18 protein-coding genes are annotated in these 18,035 nt (G+C 57.5%); all 18 read right to left on the reverse strand.

The window, feature by feature from the left end; all coding sequences use genetic code 11:
- Nucleotides 1–35: 35 nt before the first annotated feature.
- The 18 genes from era to B5M42_RS22510 all read right to left on the reverse strand — a co-directional run bounded on the left by era (nucleotide 36) and on the right by B5M42_RS22510 (nucleotide 17,945).
- Nucleotides 36–935, reverse strand: a complete 900-nt coding sequence (gene era, locus B5M42_RS22425) for a GTPase Era (RefSeq protein ID WP_134756606.1) — start codon at nucleotides 933–935, stop codon at nucleotides 36–38.
- On the reverse strand, nucleotides 936–1,352 hold the full coding sequence (locus tag B5M42_RS22430) for a cytidine deaminase (protein WP_134756604.1): 417 nt from the start codon (nucleotides 1,350–1,352) through the stop codon (nucleotides 936–938).
- Nucleotides 1,353–1,368: 16 nt separating this feature from the next.
- Nucleotides 1,369–2,073, reverse strand: a complete 705-nt coding sequence (locus tag B5M42_RS22435) for a diacylglycerol kinase family protein (protein ID WP_134756602.1) — start codon at nucleotides 2,071–2,073, stop codon at nucleotides 1,369–1,371.
- Nucleotides 2,073–2,603: an rRNA maturation RNase YbeY gene (gene ybeY / locus B5M42_RS22440; protein ID WP_134756599.1), complete on the reverse strand. Its 531-nt coding sequence runs from the start codon at nucleotides 2,601–2,603 to the stop codon at nucleotides 2,073–2,075. Before ybeY ends, B5M42_RS22435 begins: the two co-directional genes overlap by 1 nt.
- Nucleotides 2,604–2,630: 27 nt before the next feature.
- Nucleotides 2,631–4,856 carry an HD family phosphohydrolase gene (locus B5M42_RS22445; RefSeq protein WP_134756597.1) on the reverse strand — a complete coding sequence of 742 codons (2,226 nt, stop codon included), beginning with the start codon at nucleotides 4,854–4,856 and terminating at the stop codon, nucleotides 2,631–2,633.
- A gap of 39 nt (nucleotides 4,857–4,895) precedes the next feature.
- The gene (locus B5M42_RS22450) at nucleotides 4,896–5,861 is read right to left on the reverse strand and encodes a PhoH family protein (protein WP_134756595.1); all 966 of its coding nucleotides are present in this window, start codon (nucleotides 5,859–5,861) and stop codon (nucleotides 4,896–4,898) included.
- Nucleotides 5,862–5,867: 6 nt separating this feature from the next.
- Nucleotides 5,868–7,061, reverse strand: a complete 1,194-nt coding sequence (gene yqfD / locus B5M42_RS22455; RefSeq protein ID WP_209280783.1) for a sporulation protein YqfD — start codon at nucleotides 7,059–7,061, stop codon at nucleotides 5,868–5,870.
- Between the two features lie 28 nt (nucleotides 7,062–7,089).
- Nucleotides 7,090–7,368 carry a sporulation protein YqfC gene (gene yqfC, locus B5M42_RS22460; protein ID WP_134756593.1) on the reverse strand — a complete coding sequence of 93 codons (279 nt, stop codon included), beginning with the start codon at nucleotides 7,366–7,368 and terminating at the stop codon, nucleotides 7,090–7,092.
- Nucleotides 7,369–7,872: 504 nt separating this feature from the next.
- On the reverse strand, nucleotides 7,873–8,715 hold the full coding sequence (locus B5M42_RS22465) for a hypothetical protein (RefSeq protein ID WP_134756591.1): 843 nt from the start codon (nucleotides 8,713–8,715) through the stop codon (nucleotides 7,873–7,875).
- 155 nt (nucleotides 8,716–8,870) lie between these two features.
- Nucleotides 8,871–9,398: a hypothetical protein gene (locus tag B5M42_RS22470; RefSeq protein WP_230633144.1), complete on the reverse strand. Its 528-nt coding sequence runs from the start codon at nucleotides 9,396–9,398 to the stop codon at nucleotides 8,871–8,873.
- A 17-nt stretch (nucleotides 9,399–9,415) separates the two neighbouring features.
- Nucleotides 9,416–10,402, reverse strand: coding sequence for a flotillin-like protein FloA (gene floA / locus B5M42_RS22475; protein WP_134757071.1), 987 nt, complete (start codon nucleotides 10,400–10,402; stop codon nucleotides 9,416–9,418).
- A 38-nt stretch (nucleotides 10,403–10,440) separates the two neighbouring features.
- On the reverse strand, nucleotides 10,441–11,154 hold the full coding sequence (locus B5M42_RS22480) for an NfeD family protein (protein WP_134757069.1): 714 nt from the start codon (nucleotides 11,152–11,154) through the stop codon (nucleotides 10,441–10,443).
- Nucleotides 11,155–11,274: 120 nt separating this feature from the next.
- Entirely contained in the window at nucleotides 11,275–11,718 is a 444-nt protein-coding gene (locus B5M42_RS22485) for a GatB/YqeY domain-containing protein (protein WP_134757067.1), read from the reverse strand.
- A gap of 15 nt (nucleotides 11,719–11,733) precedes the next feature.
- Nucleotides 11,734–11,907, reverse strand: coding sequence for a 30S ribosomal protein S21 (gene rpsU / locus B5M42_RS22490; RefSeq protein WP_010491812.1), 174 nt, complete (start codon nucleotides 11,905–11,907; stop codon nucleotides 11,734–11,736).
- Between the two features lie 113 nt (nucleotides 11,908–12,020).
- Nucleotides 12,021–12,374, reverse strand: a complete 354-nt coding sequence (locus B5M42_RS22495; RefSeq protein WP_134757065.1) for a histidine triad nucleotide-binding protein — start codon at nucleotides 12,372–12,374, stop codon at nucleotides 12,021–12,023.
- A gap of 88 nt (nucleotides 12,375–12,462) precedes the next feature.
- Nucleotides 12,463–14,928 (reverse strand): putative bifunctional diguanylate cyclase/phosphodiesterase, encoded by a 2,466-nt coding sequence (locus B5M42_RS22500; RefSeq protein ID WP_134757063.1) that lies wholly within the window; start codon nucleotides 14,926–14,928, stop codon nucleotides 12,463–12,465.
- Nucleotides 14,929–14,957: 29 nt separating this feature from the next.
- Nucleotides 14,958–16,421: a methyl-accepting chemotaxis protein gene (locus B5M42_RS22505; RefSeq protein ID WP_134757061.1), complete on the reverse strand. Its 1,464-nt coding sequence runs from the start codon at nucleotides 16,419–16,421 to the stop codon at nucleotides 14,958–14,960.
- A gap of 165 nt (nucleotides 16,422–16,586) precedes the next feature.
- Nucleotides 16,587–17,945: a hypothetical protein gene (locus tag B5M42_RS22510; protein ID WP_134757059.1), complete on the reverse strand. Its 1,359-nt coding sequence runs from the start codon at nucleotides 17,943–17,945 to the stop codon at nucleotides 16,587–16,589.
- Nucleotides 17,946–18,035 lie beyond the last annotated feature (90 nt).

Below are 18,035 nucleotides of genomic sequence, written 5' to 3' on the forward strand. Positions count from 1 at the left end.
TGCGATGCAATAACTGGTATGATACCAAACAAGCGTTACTCGTGGCGGAAGCCCAGATCGCGCAGGACGCGGTCCTGATTGCGCCAGTCCTTTTTCACCTTGACCCACAGCTCCAGGAACGTCTTGGAGCCGAGCAAGGCTTCAATATCCTTGCGCGCCTGCTTGCCGACTTCCTTGAGCAAGCTGCCTTGTTTGCCGATAATAATCCCTTTTTGCGAATCGCGCTCGACGAAAATAACCGCGGAAATACGCACAAGCCCGTTTTCTTCCACGCGCATATCCTCGATTTGCACGGCAATGGAATGCGGGATTTCCTCACGTGTCAAATGCAAAATTTTCTCGCGGATCAGCTCGGCGCAGACGAATTGCTCGGGATGATCGGTCACCTGGTCGGCTGGATAGTATTGCGGGCCTTCCGGCAAATAACGGACGATTTGCTCCAGCAGCGTTGTCACGTTATTGCCCTTCAACGCCGAGATTGGCACGATTTCAGCAAACGGATACAAATCCTTGTAGGCGACGATGATCGGCAGCAGCGCTTCCGGATGCACCTGATCGATCTTGTTCAGCACGAGAATGACCGGCGTATCGACCGCCTTCAGCTGCTCGATAATGTAGCGGTCGCCGCCGCCGATGCCGTCGACGACATCGACGAGAAACAGCACCGCGTCGACTTCGCCGAGCGTGCTGTGCGCGGTTTTCATCATGTAATCGCCGAGCTTGGAATTCGGCTTGTGAATGCCTGGTGTGTCGAGAAACACGATCTGGCCTTCTTCGGACGTATATACGCCGTGAATTTTATTGCGCGTCGTTTGCGGCTTGTCTGACATAATCGCGATTTTTTGCCCGATGATTTGATTCATTAAGGTCGACTTGCCGACGTTCGGGCGTCCGATGATGGCGACGAACCCTGATTTGAAGCCTGATTTATTCACTTATCGTTCCTCCGTTGGTTGAACATCTTTCGGTGTAAAAGCTCCGGGCAGCAGCGCGGCAACCGTTGTAGCCAGCCACTCGCCCCGCAGGTTGCCGAGATAAACCGGCATGTCCGGCCGGCACAGCTCGACCAGCACCTGGCGGCAAACGCCGCAAGGGGCAATCGGAGCGTCCGTATCGCCGATGACGGCGATAGCCTGAAACGTGCCGGGCCCGCAGCCGTCGGCGACGGCGCGAAATAACGCGGTGCGCTCGGCGCAGTTGGTCGGTCCGTAGGCGGCGTTCTCTACGTTGCAGCCCATGTGGATCCGGCCTTCCGCGTCAAGCAGCGCCGCGCCGACCTGAAAATGCGAATAAGGCGTATAAGCCCGTTGTCTGGCTTCTGCCGCCAGTTGAAGCATCGCTTGCGCGTCCATAGCCGCCTCTCCTTCCTTACAGCAGGTTGAAGCAAAAAAATGCGAGCGCAGTCACCGATGCGCCGATGATCGCGCCGAGAAACAAAGCCGGGAACGGCCGCGTTTTTTTATCATACAGCACCAATAGCATCATGGCAGCCAGCAAATAGCCCAGCAGCGATACCAGCGTCGCTGCAGCAAACAACGCGATGACGGTAGCGACGGCAAAAGCGACAGCCGCCAGCAGACTCGGCCGCACCAGCTTGCCCTTATCGGAAAAACGCGTCTCGATGACGATGACCGACAAAACGACAAGCGCCAGCAGCACCCATACCGCACCTGCGGAAATGGCATGCGTCTGCAGCCGCCCTTCGCGCAGCAGCCGGTCGATCGGTTCAAAGAACACGATCAGACCGACCGCTACGGCAAAGCCGGCGCACACCAGCACGGAAGCGGCAGCGACGTCCTTGGCGATTTTTGCCAGCGGATGCCGATCCGGCATAGCCAGATCGACGGCCTTTTCCACCGCCGTATTGATCAGCTCCGTGACAATCATCAGCGTCACAGCCAATAGCAGAAACAGGATGTCCGTCTTGGACAGCCGCAAAAACAACGCCGCGAGCAGCACAAGAAAAGCGACCGTAAAATGGAATTTCATATTGCGCTGCGTATCGAGCGCGTATTTGATCCCTTCGTAGGCGTAGCGGAAGCTGCGCCGCCATTTGCGGAAGCCGCCGCTCATCAGCGCGTCAGGCCCGCTTTTTGCAAGATCTCCTCTTGCTTGGCAAACATGACTTTCTCTTCTTCTTCCGTCTCATGATCGTAGCCGATCAGATGTAAAAAGCCGTGTACGAACAAAAAGCCCAGCTCACGATCGACCGAATGGCCGTATTCCTCGGCCTGGGCCATCGCCCGCGGCACGGAAATGATAATATCGCCCAGCGGCTCAATGAACGCTTCGCTGACATCCTCGTCGCCTTCCTCCGGCTCCTCATCGCCTTCGGCTTCGTAATGAATCTCGATTTCGTCTTCGCCGAACTCGCTCATTGCAAAGCTGAGCACGTCGGTCGGCTTATCGATGCCGCGGTATTGCAGGTTCAGCTCGTGAATTGCCTCGTCGTCGACGAACGTCAGTGCGACCTCGCCTTCCGTGACGCCTTCCGCTTCGCCGGCCAGACGCAGCAGCTCCGTCAGCTTCTCGATCAGCCCTGGCGTTATCTCGGCTGCTTCCTGCTCATTGCTCCATTCGAGCGTTAAATCCGATTGGGCCATGAAAAGCCCTCCTTCGATCGTAAAATGTCAGCTTGATTTTTTCCCCGCCAGCTCGCTCGGGTATTCAATCCGCGAATGGAAAATGCCGAGCAGCGTCTCGTTCAGCGTCTTGGCGATCGTATCCAGCTCCTTGAGCGTGATGTCGCATTCGTTGAACTGGCCGTCGTCCAGACGGGACTTGATAATTTTGTGCACCATCGAATCGATCTGCTCCAGCGTCGGGTTGCGCAGCGAGCGGACCGCCGCTTCCACACTGTCGGCGATACCGATAATTGCCGCTTCCTTCGATTGCGCTTTCGGCCCCGGATAGCGGAAATCCTCTTCGCGAATCTCCTTCTCGCTGTTGTCCTCCGCGGCCATCTTCACAGCCTTGTGATAGAAAAAATGCAGCAGCGTCGTGCCGTGATGCTGTTCGGCGATATCGCGGATCGGCTTGGGAATTTTGAAATCCTTGAGCATTTCCACCCCGTCGCGCGGATGCGCGGTAATGATCGACTTGCTCAAATTCGGATCGATCCGGTCATGCGGATTTTCGATATTCGTCTGATTTTCGATAAAATAGCTCGGCCGCTTCGTCTTGCCGATATCGTGGTAATAGGAGCCGACCCGGCAAAGCAAGCCGTCGGCGCCGATTGATTCGGCCGCAGCCTCCGACAAGTTGCCGACCATCACGCTGTGATGGTACGTGCCCGGCGTTTCGGTGAGCAGCTTGCGCAGCAGCGGATGATTGGGGTTGGACAGCTCCACGAGCTTGAGCGGCGACAGGATGCCGAAGGCAACCTCGAAGAACGGCAGCAACCCGATCACAAACACGGCTGTCAACAACCCGCTGGCGGCAGCAAACGAAAACGCCATGAGCGCTTCCTTTTGCGTAAAGCGATCATCCAGCAGCAGCAGGGCGCAAATCGTCAGCATCGAGAAAAAGGAAATCATAAGTCCCGCTTTTAAAATCGTGGCCCGCTGGCTGGCCCGCTGAATCGTAAAAACCGCTCCGAAGCAAACGACAAGGCTGACCAGACCGTAGCGGAAATCGAACAGCTCGGCGTGCTCGGTGTTAAAGATAATGCTCGACATCAGCGAAAACAGCACGGAAGCGATAAACGCCAGCGGCGCGTCCAGCAAAATCGCGATCAATATGCTGCCCATTGCCGTAGGAGCCAAATAACCGATATACGGATAATCGAGATTTTGGCCGAGCGAAACAATTTTCATCCCCACCACATTGATCATCACAATCAGCACCAGCATGACCAGCTGCGAATTGTTGTAATGAATCGGCAGCGAGCTCATTCTGACAAACATAAACAGCACGAAGCTCAGCATCGCCACCAGTATCGCCAGTCCGAGCTCGGGCCAATGATTCGCTTTGTCGCGCAGCAGCTCGAGCTTATCCAGACGCTGGTAAATCTCCTCGGAAATGACCTCACCTTTGTTGACAAGCACGTCGTTTTTATTGATATAGACGGGGCCGACACTTTCGCGAGCTTGCCCCTTGGCGTCATCCGTGCCCTTTTGATCAAAAAACTTGTTCGGCGTCAATACAGCGCGCACCAGCTCCTGCACCATTTCGCGTGAGGTGTTCTTCGACAGCGTCGACGTATTGACCAGCTCGGCAACCTTGGCCCGCGCCGTTTGCGCGTCCAGAATCTGCTCGTTCATCAGCTTGGAGACGATTTCCTTCGTCACCGGCTCCATCGCCATCAAATCTTCCTTTGTCAGCCGGGGCAGCTTGAAATACGACTCCTCCGGCAGCGGATACGCCTGATCGGTCAGTTGCTGATCGATCAGTTGCAGCAGCGGCTCGTTATATTGCCCGCTTTCGCGCAGCGACTTGATCGCGCTGCCTTCGCCGTCGCGAATCAGCTGCGGAATGACGCTGCGGAAGATGCTCACTTTATCCTCAAATTTAACTTCCGCGTCGTTATTGATTTGCAGCAGCTTGTCGTAAATCGCATCGACCAGCGCCTCGTTTTTCAAATTGACGATCCGATATACCGGCTGAACGCGCTTGGCCGCATCTTCCTTGGCTTTTTCCGTAGCCAGTGCGTTTTCGATTTGTCTCGGCGCATAGATCGTCTTCTCGCTGACCGCGCCAAGCTGAATATCGTATACCTGCGGTACGAGCTTGACATAAAGCGCAAAATAAAAGAGGAGCGCCAGCAGCAAAAACAGCAGCAGCCGCACCCAAATACTGTATTTCCATCCGTTCAGCCGATAATGAAATTTGCCCTTGATTTGCACTTCATTCTTCATCACGGAGGTCATCCTCTCTGCTTAGACAACCGATGGAGCTTATTTGTCCTTGTCTGCGTTGTAGGCGACGATAATTTTCTGCACGAGGGAATGGCGCACCACGTCCTGCTCGTCAAAATACATAAAGCCGAGTTCGTCAATGCCGTGCAAAATCCGTTCGGCCTCTACCAGCCCGGACGATTTGCCGCGCGGCAGATCGATTTGCGTGACGTCGCCGGTAATCACCATCTTCGAGCCAAAGCCCAGACGGGTCAAAAACATCTTCATTTGCTCAGGCGTCGTGTTCTGGGCCTCGTCCAAAATAATGAACGAATCGTCGAGCGTCCGGCCACGCATATAGGCAAGCGGCGCAATTTCGATCAACCCGCGCTCCAGCGATTTGGCCACCTGCTCGGCGCCCAGCACATCGTTAAGAGCATCATACAACGGCCTCAAATAAGGGTCAACCTTTTCCTGGAGATCGCCTGGCAAAAAACCGAGGCTTTCTCCGGCCTCCACGGCGGGACGCGTCAGGACGATCCGCTTGACCTGTCCTTCCTTGAGCGCGGTGACGGCGAGCACGACGGCCAGGTACGTTTTGCCCGTACCGGCGGGACCAATGCCAAAGACAATGTCTTTCTTTTTGATGCTGCTCACGTACTGCCGCTGTCCGATCGTTTTGACGCGAATCGGCTTGCCCCGATGCGTGACGGCAATTTCGCCCTTGAACAAATCGAGCAGCTGGTCGGCCTTCATTTGCTTGGCCAGCTCGATCGCATATTTGACGTCGCGCTCCGTCAGCGTGTACGCATGGCGGACCAGCTGCAGCAGAACCTCAAAAAGCTGCTGAAGCGCGTTAACTTCGGCAGCAGCTCCCTGAATCGTGACTTCCGCTTCGCGCGTAAAAATTTGCGCCGGTATTTCCCGCTCGATCAGCCGAAGAAATTTATCTTGCGGACCGAACAGAGCCAGTCCCTCCGCCGGGTTTTGCAGGGCGACTTTCACGGTTTGTGCATGTTCTACCAACAGGCCTCATTCTCCTTGTACGACAATTGGTTGCTCTTCGCTTATCGTTTCTTCAACTTCAAAATGCACTTTCATATAAACTTTACCATTCTCTGATTTCTCATGCAAAATTTTTTCGCCGGCAATGCGCGATTCCGGCCCCGCTGCGGCCAGCAAACGACTGCGCGCCTGCTCCAGACCGCTCTGCCTGGCCTGCGCCAGCTCTACCGGCTGCTCGACCTGACGCACCTCCATCAGCTTCTCGTGCATCCAGCCTACGGGCAGCGTATAGCCGAGCCAGCTCAAGGTCTTGCGCTCCGTCAGCGTCTCGTGCTGCTCAAAAGCCAGCTTGCCGTAGCCGGTCACCTGCAGCGCCCGCGAGCCGAAGACAAGGTAGCTGCGCTCCTTGCTTTCGCCCGTATACGTCTTGAACGTCTGCGTCAGCGGCACCTCGATCTGAGACGTGTACCAGACAATGCCCTTGACCTTGCCGCTCGCGACGACGACCTGATAGTTTTCTTCGTCGCCAATTTTGCCGCTGATCAGCACGTCCCCCTTGCGGACATACGCATTCGGCTGCACGAGCGGCCGCCCCTTTTCGGCCATGATTTCCGTCACAAGCGCATTTTTCGAAGCCACGAGATTGCGCGGATTCATCAGCTCCGGCTTTTGCGGAATCGTCGCTTCGACCACCTTGATATGCACGTGCGTGCCGCGAACCTCAACGCCAACCCAAGCGGCCTGCGGCAGCGCAGCTTGAATGCCGTGCGCCAGCTCCTCCGTCTGCGGCAGCTTGAATTTCCATTGAAAGCGGTGGATGCCCAGCTGCTCGGCCGCGCGCATCACATCGGCTTGGGCAATCCGTTCATTGCCCTCCACCGACACCTGCCACACCAGCGAGCTGAGCAGAAACATACCGAGCAAAAAGCCGGCTCCTCCAGCAAAAAACAGCTTCCGCCGCCCCAGTTTGTCCAGAAAAAAAGGCAAGCCGCGCCGTTCCAGGACGTGCATCCGGCAGCCTGTCCGCTTGAGCAGCGGCTTCAGCTCAAAAAACTCGCCAACCGGCACGCACAGCCGCAGCCGCTCGTCCTGCATCGGCTGGATATCCCATGCGGACAAGCCCGTTGCCAGCATTTCGTTAATCATCGCTTCGCCGCCGCGCCCGCGCAGCTCCAGACGCACATAGCCGCGAAGCCGCGCGATAAACATCGATTGTCTCATTCTTACATGGCCCCCCTACAAGCCCGATTTACGGAATGTATTTGACATCGTCGATCGTGCCTTCAATCAGCACTTCTTCCGGTAAAATAGCGCGGATGACCAGCTCTTTGCCCTTGACGTCAAGCTGGCCCGTCGTCAGATTGAGCTTCAAAAATTCGCTGGACACATGCAGCACCCCGCGGTGATTCTCCACGTAGAGCTGGACATTGCCGATCATCGTAATGCGCGGCAAATCGTGTACGATATCTTGGGGAAGATCGAGAAGTTTGGCCGTAAACTGGTTCCATTTGCGGGTCAAGCGACGCATAACAGGGCAATCCCCCTCTGAAAGTTGAAGTCAGGCGGCAATGCGCATAAACTTTTTACCAAAATATGCGCCGCCTGGCCGCTTTATGAGTCAGGGGACAAAAAAGCGCGCCGTCATTCGGGCTTGGAGCTTTTGTAAGGGGGCAGCAATCGGGCTGCAACCGCTCGGGACCGCTTGGGGAGCAAGCGGCGGCTGGCGGCAAGGGCATCGGATGGACGGTGAGCGGTCTTGCACAGGGGCAGGCTGACAGGCGAGCGGAAACATGTACAGGTTCTTGGAGCATGGGGCGGGCCGTTGTAGGGCAAGCCGGGGAGCCGGGAATTGACGGACAATCCGGTGCGATACGAAAACCGATGGATACAAGCAAGGTTCAATGTACGAAACGGTTCGATGCAAGCAGCGGTTCGATGTACAGAACGGTTCGATTCAAGCAAGGTTCGATGTACGAAACGGTTCGATGCAAGCAAGGTTCGATGTACGAAACGGTTCGATGCAAGCAGCGGTTCAAGGTTGGCTTCCGGCTGGCGCGACGCGCGTCAAGCGGTTTTTGCTCCATCTCCACCCGGACGCCGCTCCTTGCGGACCCTGTGCCTGGAAGACGCCGGATTGCTTGTTATAGATGACCAAAGACGCGTGCAGGAGCGCATTCAGATTCGCTACTGCCGGTTCGCCGCGGACGACGGTATAGACGGTCGTTTCCGCCAAGGTGCCGACCGACGCCACGATTTCACAGCTTCCGTCTCCGTCCAGATCGACTTCTTCGGTATGCGCTTCGATTCGCAGCAACACAGGCACCGGTTGTCCTAAGCGCACATACGCGCTGATCGGACAGTTCGCTCCGCAGGCGCCGATGATTTTGACATAAGCACCATGCAGCGCTTCGACTTCGCTGACCTCGTACTGATCGGGCTGTGCCGTGTAACCGATCGGGCCGACGGCAAAAAGCTCGGTGTCTGTCTGGAGCGCCGCATATACGTTTTCATTATCAGCTGGCGTTTGGTACAACAGCACCTTGCCGCCGTCAGCAAGCGGCCAAACAGCGATCACGCTTGCCAACTGATCCGGCTTGATCACAGCGAGCGGCAGAGCCGACTCGATGGGCCCGAAGCGCAGCTCGACGCTGTCGACGGAAGCGGTATGGTCCGCAGGCGCAGCGGGCGGCGCTGTAAAGGAGCCGGCGGCGACGGTCGGGACGGGATGCTGCACGAGGGCGGAGACGGGACTCGAAGCCGCGGCCAAAGCTGCCGACGGAGCCGGTTCGACAGCTGCCGATTTGCCGCCCGTCGCGCAAGCTGCCAGCAGCCCGCAAACAGCCAACGCAGCCGCGGCCGATAACCAATGCCGCATCGGACTTCCCCCCCTTTCGTAATGAGCCGCGTCATCAATTAGACGCGCACGAAATGAAAGCGGTTTAATTCTGCGGCAAAAAAACACCTTGCGCATGTGAAGAGAACCCGTGAAGCCGGGGCTCTTGCAGAATTACGCAAGGTGTCGGGCCCGTTTCAGCGCCGCTGAAACGGTTTTTTGGCGCGCGGCGGGCCGAGAATTTCGGCCCACAGCACGCCTTGGCGCAGCTGCTCGGCGCTGGGCGCAGCGAGCGCTGGCGCGGCCGCAGCCGCGGCGGTCGGCGCGCCGAACGGCGCTGCGGCCGCGGCTGAGGGCCGCTCGCGGCGCGAAGGCGCGGCGCCTGCGGCGGCAGCCGGCTCGCGCGCAGGCGCAACGCCGGCGCCGGCTAGCGCGGCGGCTCCCGCCGCAGCGGGCGCAGCCGGCCGGCGCTGGGCGGCCGCGAAGCCGCCGCGCGCCTGCGGCTGGCGCGACGTCGGCCGCTCGGCGCTCGCGGGCGCGTCGGGCCGCGGCGGGCGGCCTCCCGGCGCGGCGGGCCGCGGCGGCGCTGCGCCGGCGCCGGAGCGGCGCTCGGCCTCGCGGGCCTGGGCCGCGCGCTTGCGCCGCGCCGCCAGCTGCTGATACACAGCCAGCAGCAGCACAACGATGAACCAATTATGCAACAGAAATTGGATAAGCTTGAGCATAGCGGCGCACCTCCCCGCTATTCTTTATCCGGCTTGCCGCCGTCGTTCATTTTGCCAAGGGATGAACGCATTTGCGTATCGGCGTCGATATTTTTCAAATTCATGTAATCCATCACGCCAAGCTGTCCGCTGCGCAGCGCCTCGGCCATCGCCAGCGGCACCTGCGATTCGGATTCGACGACCTTGGCCCGCATCTCGATGACGCGCGCCTTCATTTCCTGCTCGGCGGCAACCGCCATTGCCCGACGCTCCTCGGCCTTGGCCTGGGCAATCCGCTTGTCGGCTTCCGCCTGCTCGGTTTGCAGGTGCGCGCCGATATTTTTGCCGACATCGACATCGGCGATGTCAATCGATAAAATTTCAAACGCCGTACCGGCGTCCAGCCCCTTGCCCAGCACCGTTCGCGAGATTTTATCCGGATTCTCCAGAACGTCCTTATGCGAATCGCTGCTGCCTACGGTCGTAACGATCCCCTCGCCGACGCGGGCAATGATCGTCTCCTCGCCGGCGCCGCCGACGAGCCGGTCGATATTCGCGCGAACCGTGACGCGGGCGATAACCTTGACCTCGATACCGTTTTTGGCCACAGCCGACACAACAGGCGTCTCGATAACTCGCGGGTTTACGCTCATTTGCACGGCCATCAGCACGTCCCGACCGGCCAAATCAATCGCCGCGGCCCGCTCAAACTCCAGATGAATGTTGGCGCGATGCGCAGCAATCAGCGCATTGACGACGCGATCGACGTCGCCTCCGGCCAGATAATGGCTTTCCAGTTGGTTAATGCTCAGCTCCAGCCCCGCCTTTGTCGCCTTGATCATCGGATTGACGATCCGGCTCGGCACAACTCTTCTGAGGCGCATCGCTATCAGCGTAATAATGCTGATGCGCACGCCGGACGCCAAAGCGGAAATCCACAGCATGACCGGCACTATGCTCAAAAGGACTACAAGCGCGATCAGGATCAGCGCAACTAAAAAAAGCAAATACAAATTCGGTTCCATCGATTCATCCTCCTTATGCGACTCGCATCGCAAAATATTTAGATCTTGATATTCTCCTGCTGCTGAACGACTACGCGCGTCCCTTCGACGCGCACGACGACAATCGGCGAATCCGGCGTCACGAAACTGCCCTCTGTAACCACATCGACCCGCTCACTGCCAATCAGCGCAGTGCCTGAAGGTCTTAACGGGGTCAGCGACATTCCCTTCGCCCCAAGCAAGTAGCTGCGATCCGGGTTCGACGTGAAGCCCTTGTCCGTAGACAGGCGCTCCTTGAGTATCAACCGATGCCAGACGCCGCGGTGCTGCAAATATTTAAACGACACGCCGATGACCACGAGCGCGATGGCAAGCGCCACGCCAAGCTGCACCCCTGCCTGAGCCGGATCGGCCGCCGCCGCCAGCACACCGCCGACCAGACACGCCGCGCCCAGCAAAGTCAAGACGCCAAAGCTCGGCACCACCAGCTCCAGCAGCAGCAGCACGAAGCCGGCAGCAAAAATCGCCAAATCGCCAAAGCCCGCCGCGCCACTCCAGTAAAACCCAAGAAAATACAAGCCAAAACCGATCAAACCCGTCAAACCGAACAAGCCGGTTGAGAAAAAAAGCATCTCCAGTGCGATCCCGACAATCCCGATCAGCAGCAGAGCCGTTACCGTCACCGGATGCGTCAATACCGCCGATACGCGCTCCATCCATCCCATATCCTGCGCCAGTTGACCCGCCGCGCTCATGTAAGCGCTTAGCATCATCCCTCTCACTCCCTTCGCTTGGTGTACGTCTCCCCATACATACGAACGAAACGACGCTTTGTTTCACTTGAGATAGAAAAAGACCGAAAAGCTTGCGCCTTCCGGTCTTCGGTACTTTCATTAAGTTAACGATTGTTGTACGAGCTGATTGACGAGCTTGCCGTCAGCCAACCCTTTTACCTTGGGCATCAAAGCTGTCATTACTTTGCCCATATCCGCTTTGGAAGAAGCACCAACTTGTTGGATGGTCTGCTGTACAATGGCTTTTACTTCTTCCTCAGTAAGCTGTTGCGGCATATAGTCAGCAAGAATGAGCAACTCGGCCTTCAGGCCTTCGGCCAGATCGTTACGGCCTGCTTTCTCAAATTCTTGGAGGGAATCTTTGCGTTGTTTGATCTCACGAGTTAGAATATCAAGCACTTCGCTGTCATCGAGGGTTCTTTTGGCATCTATCTCAACGTTCTTGATAGAAGAACGAACCATCCGGATTACGGAAAGTTTAAACTTGTCCTGACTCTTCATCGCTTGCTTCATATCTTCGTTCAATCGTTCGCCTAAGCTCATCGCCAAAATTGCCTCCTAGAACTTTCTTTTACGAGCAGCCTCTGACTTCTTCTTGCGCTTAACGCTAGGCTTCTCATAGTGTTTGCGTTTCTTAACCTCTGCTAGAACGCCATCTTTAGCGATGGAACGCTTGAAGCGACGAAGTGCAGCATCTATAGTTTCGTTCTTGCGAACTCGAGTTTCTGACACCAGTTTTCCCTCCCTCCGAACAGACCGTCCAAGACAAAGCGGTTCATCAAATTTCATTATAAGTGATCAGCAAACGGGGTGTCAATATGAAACCTTCATTTGCTGCAAGCACGCTAATTATTCGATGTGCCGAGCGGAGACAAACGCGCGCCGGCCATCAAATGATAATGCAAGTGAAAGACTTCCTGACCGGCATTCGGCCCGCAGTTATTAACAAGACGATAGCCCGATTCGGCAACACCCAGCTCCCTTGCTACCTGCTGCGCGACTTTGTGAACGAGCGCGATCAAGGGCCATTCCTCGTCGGTCACGTCATCCATCGAAGCGATATGCTTCTTGGGAATGATCAGCGCGTGAATCGGCGCTCCCGGATAAATATTCTGGAAGGCCAGCACCTGGTCGTCTTCATACAGCTTGGTGGAAGGCAGCGTTCCTTCGACAATTTGACAAAAAATACAATCGCTCATGCGTATCTACCCTCAGCTTTCCTCGAATCATGGCTATTGCTTATTGTAGCGGAAACCCCGGCAAAAATCCAATTTTCCCGCGCGAAAATTAAGGAAGCGGCAAACAGGCGGCAAAGCGGCGCGCCTCTCCGGCTGGCAGCGGCCGGCTGAAGTAAAAGCCCTGCAGCTCGCTGCACTTGCGTGAAGCGAGAAATTGAAACTGGGCGTCTGACTCGACGCCTTCAGCGACGACGCGCATATTGAGCCGGCGGGCCAATGCGATAATCGTTTTCGTAATCGCCGTGTCTTTGGCCGAATGAGGGATATCCTTGACAAAGGAACGGTCAATCTTGATCGCATCAAGCTGAAAATGCTTCAAATAACTAAGCGAGGAAAAGCCGGTTCCGAAGTCGTCAATCGAAATGCGAATGCCGATTTCTTTGAGACGGCCCAGCTTTTGCACCGTAAGCGCGACATTTTTCATCACCGCCGTTTCCGTTACCTCCAGCTCCAGCCAGCCCGGTTCGAGACCGGATTCCTCCAGACAGCGCAGCAGCTTGTCGGTAAAATCAGCCCGCTCGAACTGCGAGGCCGAGACATTAACGGAAATCGTCAGCGGCTCGTAGCCCTCGCGCTGCCAGCCCACCGCCTGCAGGCAGGCGGTTTGCAATACCCAGTCGCCCAGCGGAACGATGAGGCCCGTCTCTTCGGCGAGCGGGATAAAGTCCGCAGGCAAAATCAGCCCCTGCTCGGGATGCCGCCAGCGCACCAGCGCCTCCATCGCGCTGACCCGTCCGGTCTGCAAATCGACGCGCGGCTGGTAATACAACACGAACTGCCCGTGCTGCAGTGCGCTGCGCAGGTCGGTTTCTCCCTTGAGCCGCAGCGCGGCTTTTTCGGACATGACCGGATCGAAAAATTGCACATTGTTACGGCCCTTGCTCTTGGCGTAGTACATGGCCGTGTCCGCGTGCTTGACCAGCGTTTCGGCGTCGTCGCCGTCAAACGGAAACAAGCTGACGCCTACACTGGTGGAAATGTTCAACCGCTGCTGGCGCAGCTCGATCGGCTCCGCCAGCGCGTGCAGAATGCGTTCGGCCAGCGCCGCGGCGTCGTTAATCGCATGCAGGCCCACGGCAATCAAAATAAATTCGTCGCCGCCCAGCCGGCACACGGTATCGCCGTCGCGCAAACAGAGCAGCAGCCGTTGGGCCACCTCGCGCAGCAGCTGGTCGCCGCTGTCGTGCCCTAGCGTATCGTTGACAACCTTGAAACGATCGAGGTCCAGGAACAGCACGGCGACCATTTTGCCGTTGCGGCGCGCCTGAGAAAGCGCTGTAGACAGCCGGTCCTGAAACAGCAGCCGGTTCGGCATCCCGGTCAACGCATCGTGATAAGCCAGCTTCTGTACTTGCTCGGCGTGCTGCCGCCGCTCGACCATCATGCGCTCGGCGGCGTCCACCATCCGGTTGTACGATTCGATAACGTGGCTCCACTCGTCGCGCGTAGCCCCTGCTGCAACGCGTACGGACAAATCGCCCTTTTCCACCAGCCGCGACGCTTCCAGCAGCCCGGCAACCGTATTGCGCATCGAACGGTAAAACGCGACGAACAAATAAAGCACCAGCAGCCAGATCGCCAGCGACAGCGATAAAACGACGCCCTGACGCAGCTCCAGCCGTCCGGCTTCGTCGGCCAGCGAGCTGTCGAGCTGAGGCAGCAGCTCGGAAAACAAATGCGCTCCAGAACCGAGCGCTGCCGTGGCGGCTTCATAATATGGATGCGGGTCGAGCGTAATCGGAGCGGCGTCGAGCAGCTGCGCGCCGGTCATCGCCACAAAAGCGTCCAGCTTGGAGAAATCCGCTTCCCGCTCCTGCTGCTTGAGCTTGACGCTCATCGTTTGCAAATCGCTGCGCAGCATGCCGGCATAGACGATCAGATCGGAACGTTCCTCCGCACCAAGCTGCCCGGCAGCCGCGGCTCCCGTGCCGATACCGCGCATCCGCCCGACGTTCTCCAGCAGCGGCGGCAGCTTGAGCAGCACGGCATTGATCAACGGGTAGCGCCCTTTGTCTTCGTCCCGCTGCAGACCCGACGCCTCGGCAGCAGCGGCAATGGTATCAAGCAGCTGCCGGATGACCGACGAATGGGCTTCAAAGCTGATTCCGGCGTTCTGCAGGCCGAGCAGCCAATCCGCATCGACGCGGCTGAAGCGCGGAGCGGCAAACGAGGAAATCGCTTTCCGTTCGGCGGTCGTCAGCTGCTCTAGCCGCTGACCGAGCTCGCGGCGGTTGGCTTCGATGGCCGGAGCAAAGCTGACGTCGCCGCGCAAATAGGCGTTGCGCATGCCCCGCTGCTGCTGCAGCGATTCGACGGCCTTCTGAAGCGCTTCGATATAGGCAAGCCCGCTGCGTTTTTGCCGGGCCTGATCGATATCCTTGTGAATGTCCGATAACAGGAAAAAGGCCGTTAGCGTCATCGGCAGCACCAGCAAAAATCCGATGAGCGCAAATTTCTGCACATAGGTCAGCCTGTTCATGAATGCAATGGCAGGCGCAAAAACGGTGTTCGCCATAACCGACCCTCCTCATCTCGCAAGCCCGCTTAACCGTCCAGCCATCCCTGTGCCAAATCCAGCGCTCGTTTGAAACGGGCACGACCGATATTGACCAGCCCCTGACGCGCTTTCTCATATTCGCCGTCCAGCATCCACCTGGCGTTGCGCTCCTTCGCTTCAGCGAACGACTCCCAAGCCGCCTGCAGCTCTGCAAGCCGCTCCTGGTCGCCGGGCAAGCGGCACAGCTCGCCCAGCCGCGCAAACGCCTTGGACAGCTCCGCCTCCGCCAGCGTCTTCTCTTCGTGCCAATAGCGAATCCGCCCCGCTTCGCGCGCTTCGATCATCGATACCATAACCGCGCGTATGCCGATAGCCCGCTCCATCCAGCCGTCAATGGCCTCATGCAGCGGATGCGTCTTGGCCGCTTCGGGCAGCTTGAATTGCGAAACGGCGGAGCGCAGCGTCAGGCTGCTTCGTCCGGCTTCGCGAATGCCCGCGTTCATTTGTACAATGCCGCGCTGCTGCATTTCTGCTGAAGCCAGCACCTCTTCGCTGCCCGCAGCAACCTGCTCGAACATAGCCGACGTGCGGTGTACGACATCGGAAATGGCATGCACGCTCCCCGTCACGCCAAGCAGCGATTCATCCACCGTTTCAATGCTGCCGCACAAGCCGGCTAAAAACGATTCGACCTGCTCATAGCGCTCAAAGCCGGCGTCCATAACGAACGCGCCCGCATCGGCGGTTTGCTTCATCGCTTCAATGGACGATGCGAGCGTTTGCGCCGAAGCCGACACGGTGCGCACATGCTCGCCGACCAGGCCCGTCGCTTGCTTGGACTGCTGGGCCAGCCGGGAAATCTCCTGCGCAACGACGGCAAAGCCCTTGCCGTGCTCGCCGGCCCGCGCCGCTTCGATATTGGCGTTCAACGCCAACAGCTGCGTCAGACCCGAAACCTGCTCCACGATCCTCGTAATATCGACGATTTGGGCAAGCGCCTGCTTCAATTGCGCCATCTCCTCATGGAGTTGAGCGCTTTCGGTTGTCATTCGCCGCATTTGCGCCGCCGCATCGGCGATTTCCCGCTTGCCCTCGCCAACGGCCGCCGAAACCTCGCCGGATGCTGCAACGACGGCACCGTTATCGCGGCGAATCTGCTCCAGCAGTCCCTGAATGTGCTGCATCTGTGCTGCGGCGTCTTGAATATGCTCGGCGGAATCCTGAATGCCGGCTGTTATTTCGCGAATCGTATGCGTAACGCCTTCCACCTGCTGCGCGATCAGATTCGAGGAGTCCTGAATCGTCTCCACCTGCCCGTGCAGCTGCCGCGAGGCACGTTCGACAAGTCGAATCAACGCTTTTAAGCCTTGAGCCGTCTTATGCACGACCTTCGTATAAGGGCCTCTGGCCCGCGAGGAATCGTTGCCCAGAATCGTCAAGTCTCCCGAAGCGAGCCGGGTCAGCAGCTCCGTCGTTTGACGTTTTGAAGTTGAAAACGGTAGTACCCTCACACAAACCACCCCTATTATGTTATTTTTATGTAAGTTATCTAGTTGTTTTCTCGTTATAATGTAATATTTTCTTACACAAAAGTATAAGGGCTTGGAAAAAAATATTCAATTCCTTTGTGCGTTTTTGTGCACAAAAAAACCGGAGATGAGGTTCTCCGGTCGATTTTACAAATTGTCATAGGTTTCGTTCGTGTCGGCAATTGCCAGCAATCTTGCCAGATTGACGGCCGTGTAGCCGTATCCGGCGTTATACCTGCGGTCATAAGGCTTCGTATGTCCGTAATTCGGCTGGGAAGTGTCGTCGGGATAATGCGTATGCACGACAGCCACATTGTTGTAAAACGCCTGCTTGGGCGCAGGCGCAGCGACCGCGAACTCAGCGCCCCACGTGCCCGGCCCGCCGTATTTGCGCACATAATCCAGCTGCGTAATTGTCCCGTCGTTAATCTCATTGATCAATTTAATAAACGGCTGCACATACGGAACAAAATTGCCGTTCATATCGTAAAAAGTTTCTTTGACCTCGTTATAAAGCACCGATGCCAGGAAGTCCTGCCACACGGCCGGCAACGCGGCTGCCGATTCGATGACGGCCCACACATTCTCACCGGCGAGCTGCACTTCTTCTGCCAACCATGCAGAAACAATCGCCGTTTCTTCTTCAATATACTCACAGAGCTCCGTGTCGTTCATATCGCTCAAATCGGCTTCTTCATAACCTTCCGAAGCATTGATTTTCGTCCGCAGACCTTCGAAATCCGTATAGCTTTTCCAATCGCCGCTTCCCACCAAGCCGGCAATAAAGCTCGAATTAACAGATTCATTCTCCACCGCGGTTTCCTTCAGCACCTTTTTCAAGCCGTCGTTGCCGTCACGCTCCTTACCCTTGACGATCGCGTTGCTGTCATCCTTGAGCAGTTGCGCATATTCGACGAAAATAGCGTTAGCTTCGCCCAGCGCCGCTACCTCGGGACGCATTTCTTCAACGCCTGCGCCCCGGCGGGGATAAGAAAACAACTGCCGCTGCACGACCGGCGACCCGGCAGGGCTGTGGTTGCGCACGGCCCCAACGGAGCCTGCAGCATAGGTTTTGCGCTGAATTTCCGGCGCTGTCGCGCCAAGCTCGTCCGCTTCTCCGCCTTTCGCTTCGCCTTTACTGCCGGAAACCGGCCCCGTCACAGATGACGGCGCAAGCGACGCTGCAGCTTGGCGCTGGAGCGCTTCTCCCCCCGACAGCTCCGGCGCTCGCTCAGCAGCCTCAGGCTGAACTTGGCGACGAACGACGCCACTCGCTTGAACCGCCGCTGACGGAGCCCTATGCAGCTGCGAGCGCATCAGCTGAGCCACCGCCTGATTGCCGACAGTCCGCTGCAAGCCGCTTACGCCCGCTGCCGACGAAATCGCCGGGCTTGCCTGACTGGCATAATAAGTTTCCTGCTCGCCGCTCTGCCGCGCCACATATTCCGTCGCCGGATCCAGTGCTGCCGCGCGGGCACTGCGGCGGGCCGTTTGATCCTTCATCATCGTCGCCTCCTGCTGCCGATTTGGTATTTGTTTTCTATGATAACACAAGCTTTAGCAAAAAAGGGGGAAAACTGTCGCGTTGCGCTACAA

Source organism: Paenibacillus athensensis, from assembly GCF_004514475.2.
Classification (GTDB): Bacteria; Bacillota; Bacilli; order Paenibacillales; family NBRC-103111; genus Paenibacillus_AL; species Paenibacillus_AL athensensis.

Bases quoted from the DNA above. Each gene is read 5' to 3' on its own strand.
- B5M42_RS22485 (WP_134757067.1), bottom strand. From the start codon at position 11,718: ATGAGCTTAGGCGAACGATTGAACGAAGATATGAAGCAAGCGATGAAG.
- yqfD (WP_209280783.1), bottom strand. From the start codon at position 7,061: ATGAGACAATCGATGTTTATCGCGCGGCTTCGCGGCTATGTGCGTCTG.
- B5M42_RS22445 (WP_134756597.1), bottom strand. From the start codon at position 4,856: ATGAAGAATGAAGTGCAAATCAAGGGCAAATTTCATTATCGGCTGAAC.
- B5M42_RS22480 (WP_134757069.1), bottom strand. From the start codon at position 11,154: ATGATGCTAAGCGCTTACATGAGCGCGGCGGGTCAACTGGCGCAGGAT.
- B5M42_RS22510 (WP_134757059.1), bottom strand. From the start codon at position 17,945: ATGATGAAGGATCAAACGGCCCGCCGCAGTGCCCGCGCGGCAGCACTG.
- B5M42_RS22465 (WP_134756591.1), bottom strand. From the start codon at position 8,715: ATGCGGCATTGGTTATCGGCCGCGGCTGCGTTGGCTGTTTGCGGGCTG.
- floA (WP_134757071.1), bottom strand. From the start codon at position 10,402: ATGGAACCGAATTTGTATTTGCTTTTTTTAGTTGCGCTGATCCTGATC.
- B5M42_RS22500 (WP_134757063.1), bottom strand. From the start codon at position 14,928: ATGGCGAACACCGTTTTTGCGCCTGCCATTGCATTCATGAACAGGCTG.
- B5M42_RS22495 (WP_134757065.1), bottom strand. From the start codon at position 12,374: ATGAGCGATTGTATTTTTTGTCAAATTGTCGAAGGAACGCTGCCTTCC.
- B5M42_RS22435 (WP_134756602.1), bottom strand. From the start codon at position 2,073: ATGAGCGGCGGCTTCCGCAAATGGCGGCGCAGCTTCCGCTACGCCTAC.
- ybeY (WP_134756599.1), bottom strand. From the start codon at position 2,603: ATGGCCCAATCGGATTTAACGCTCGAATGGAGCAATGAGCAGGAAGCA.
- B5M42_RS22430 (WP_134756604.1), bottom strand. From the start codon at position 1,352: ATGGACGCGCAAGCGATGCTTCAACTGGCGGCAGAAGCCAGACAACGG.
- B5M42_RS22470 (WP_230633144.1), bottom strand. From the start codon at position 9,398: ATGCTCAAGCTTATCCAATTTCTGTTGCATAATTGGTTCATCGTTGTG.
- yqfC (WP_134756593.1), bottom strand. From the start codon at position 7,368: ATGCGTCGCTTGACCCGCAAATGGAACCAGTTTACGGCCAAACTTCTC.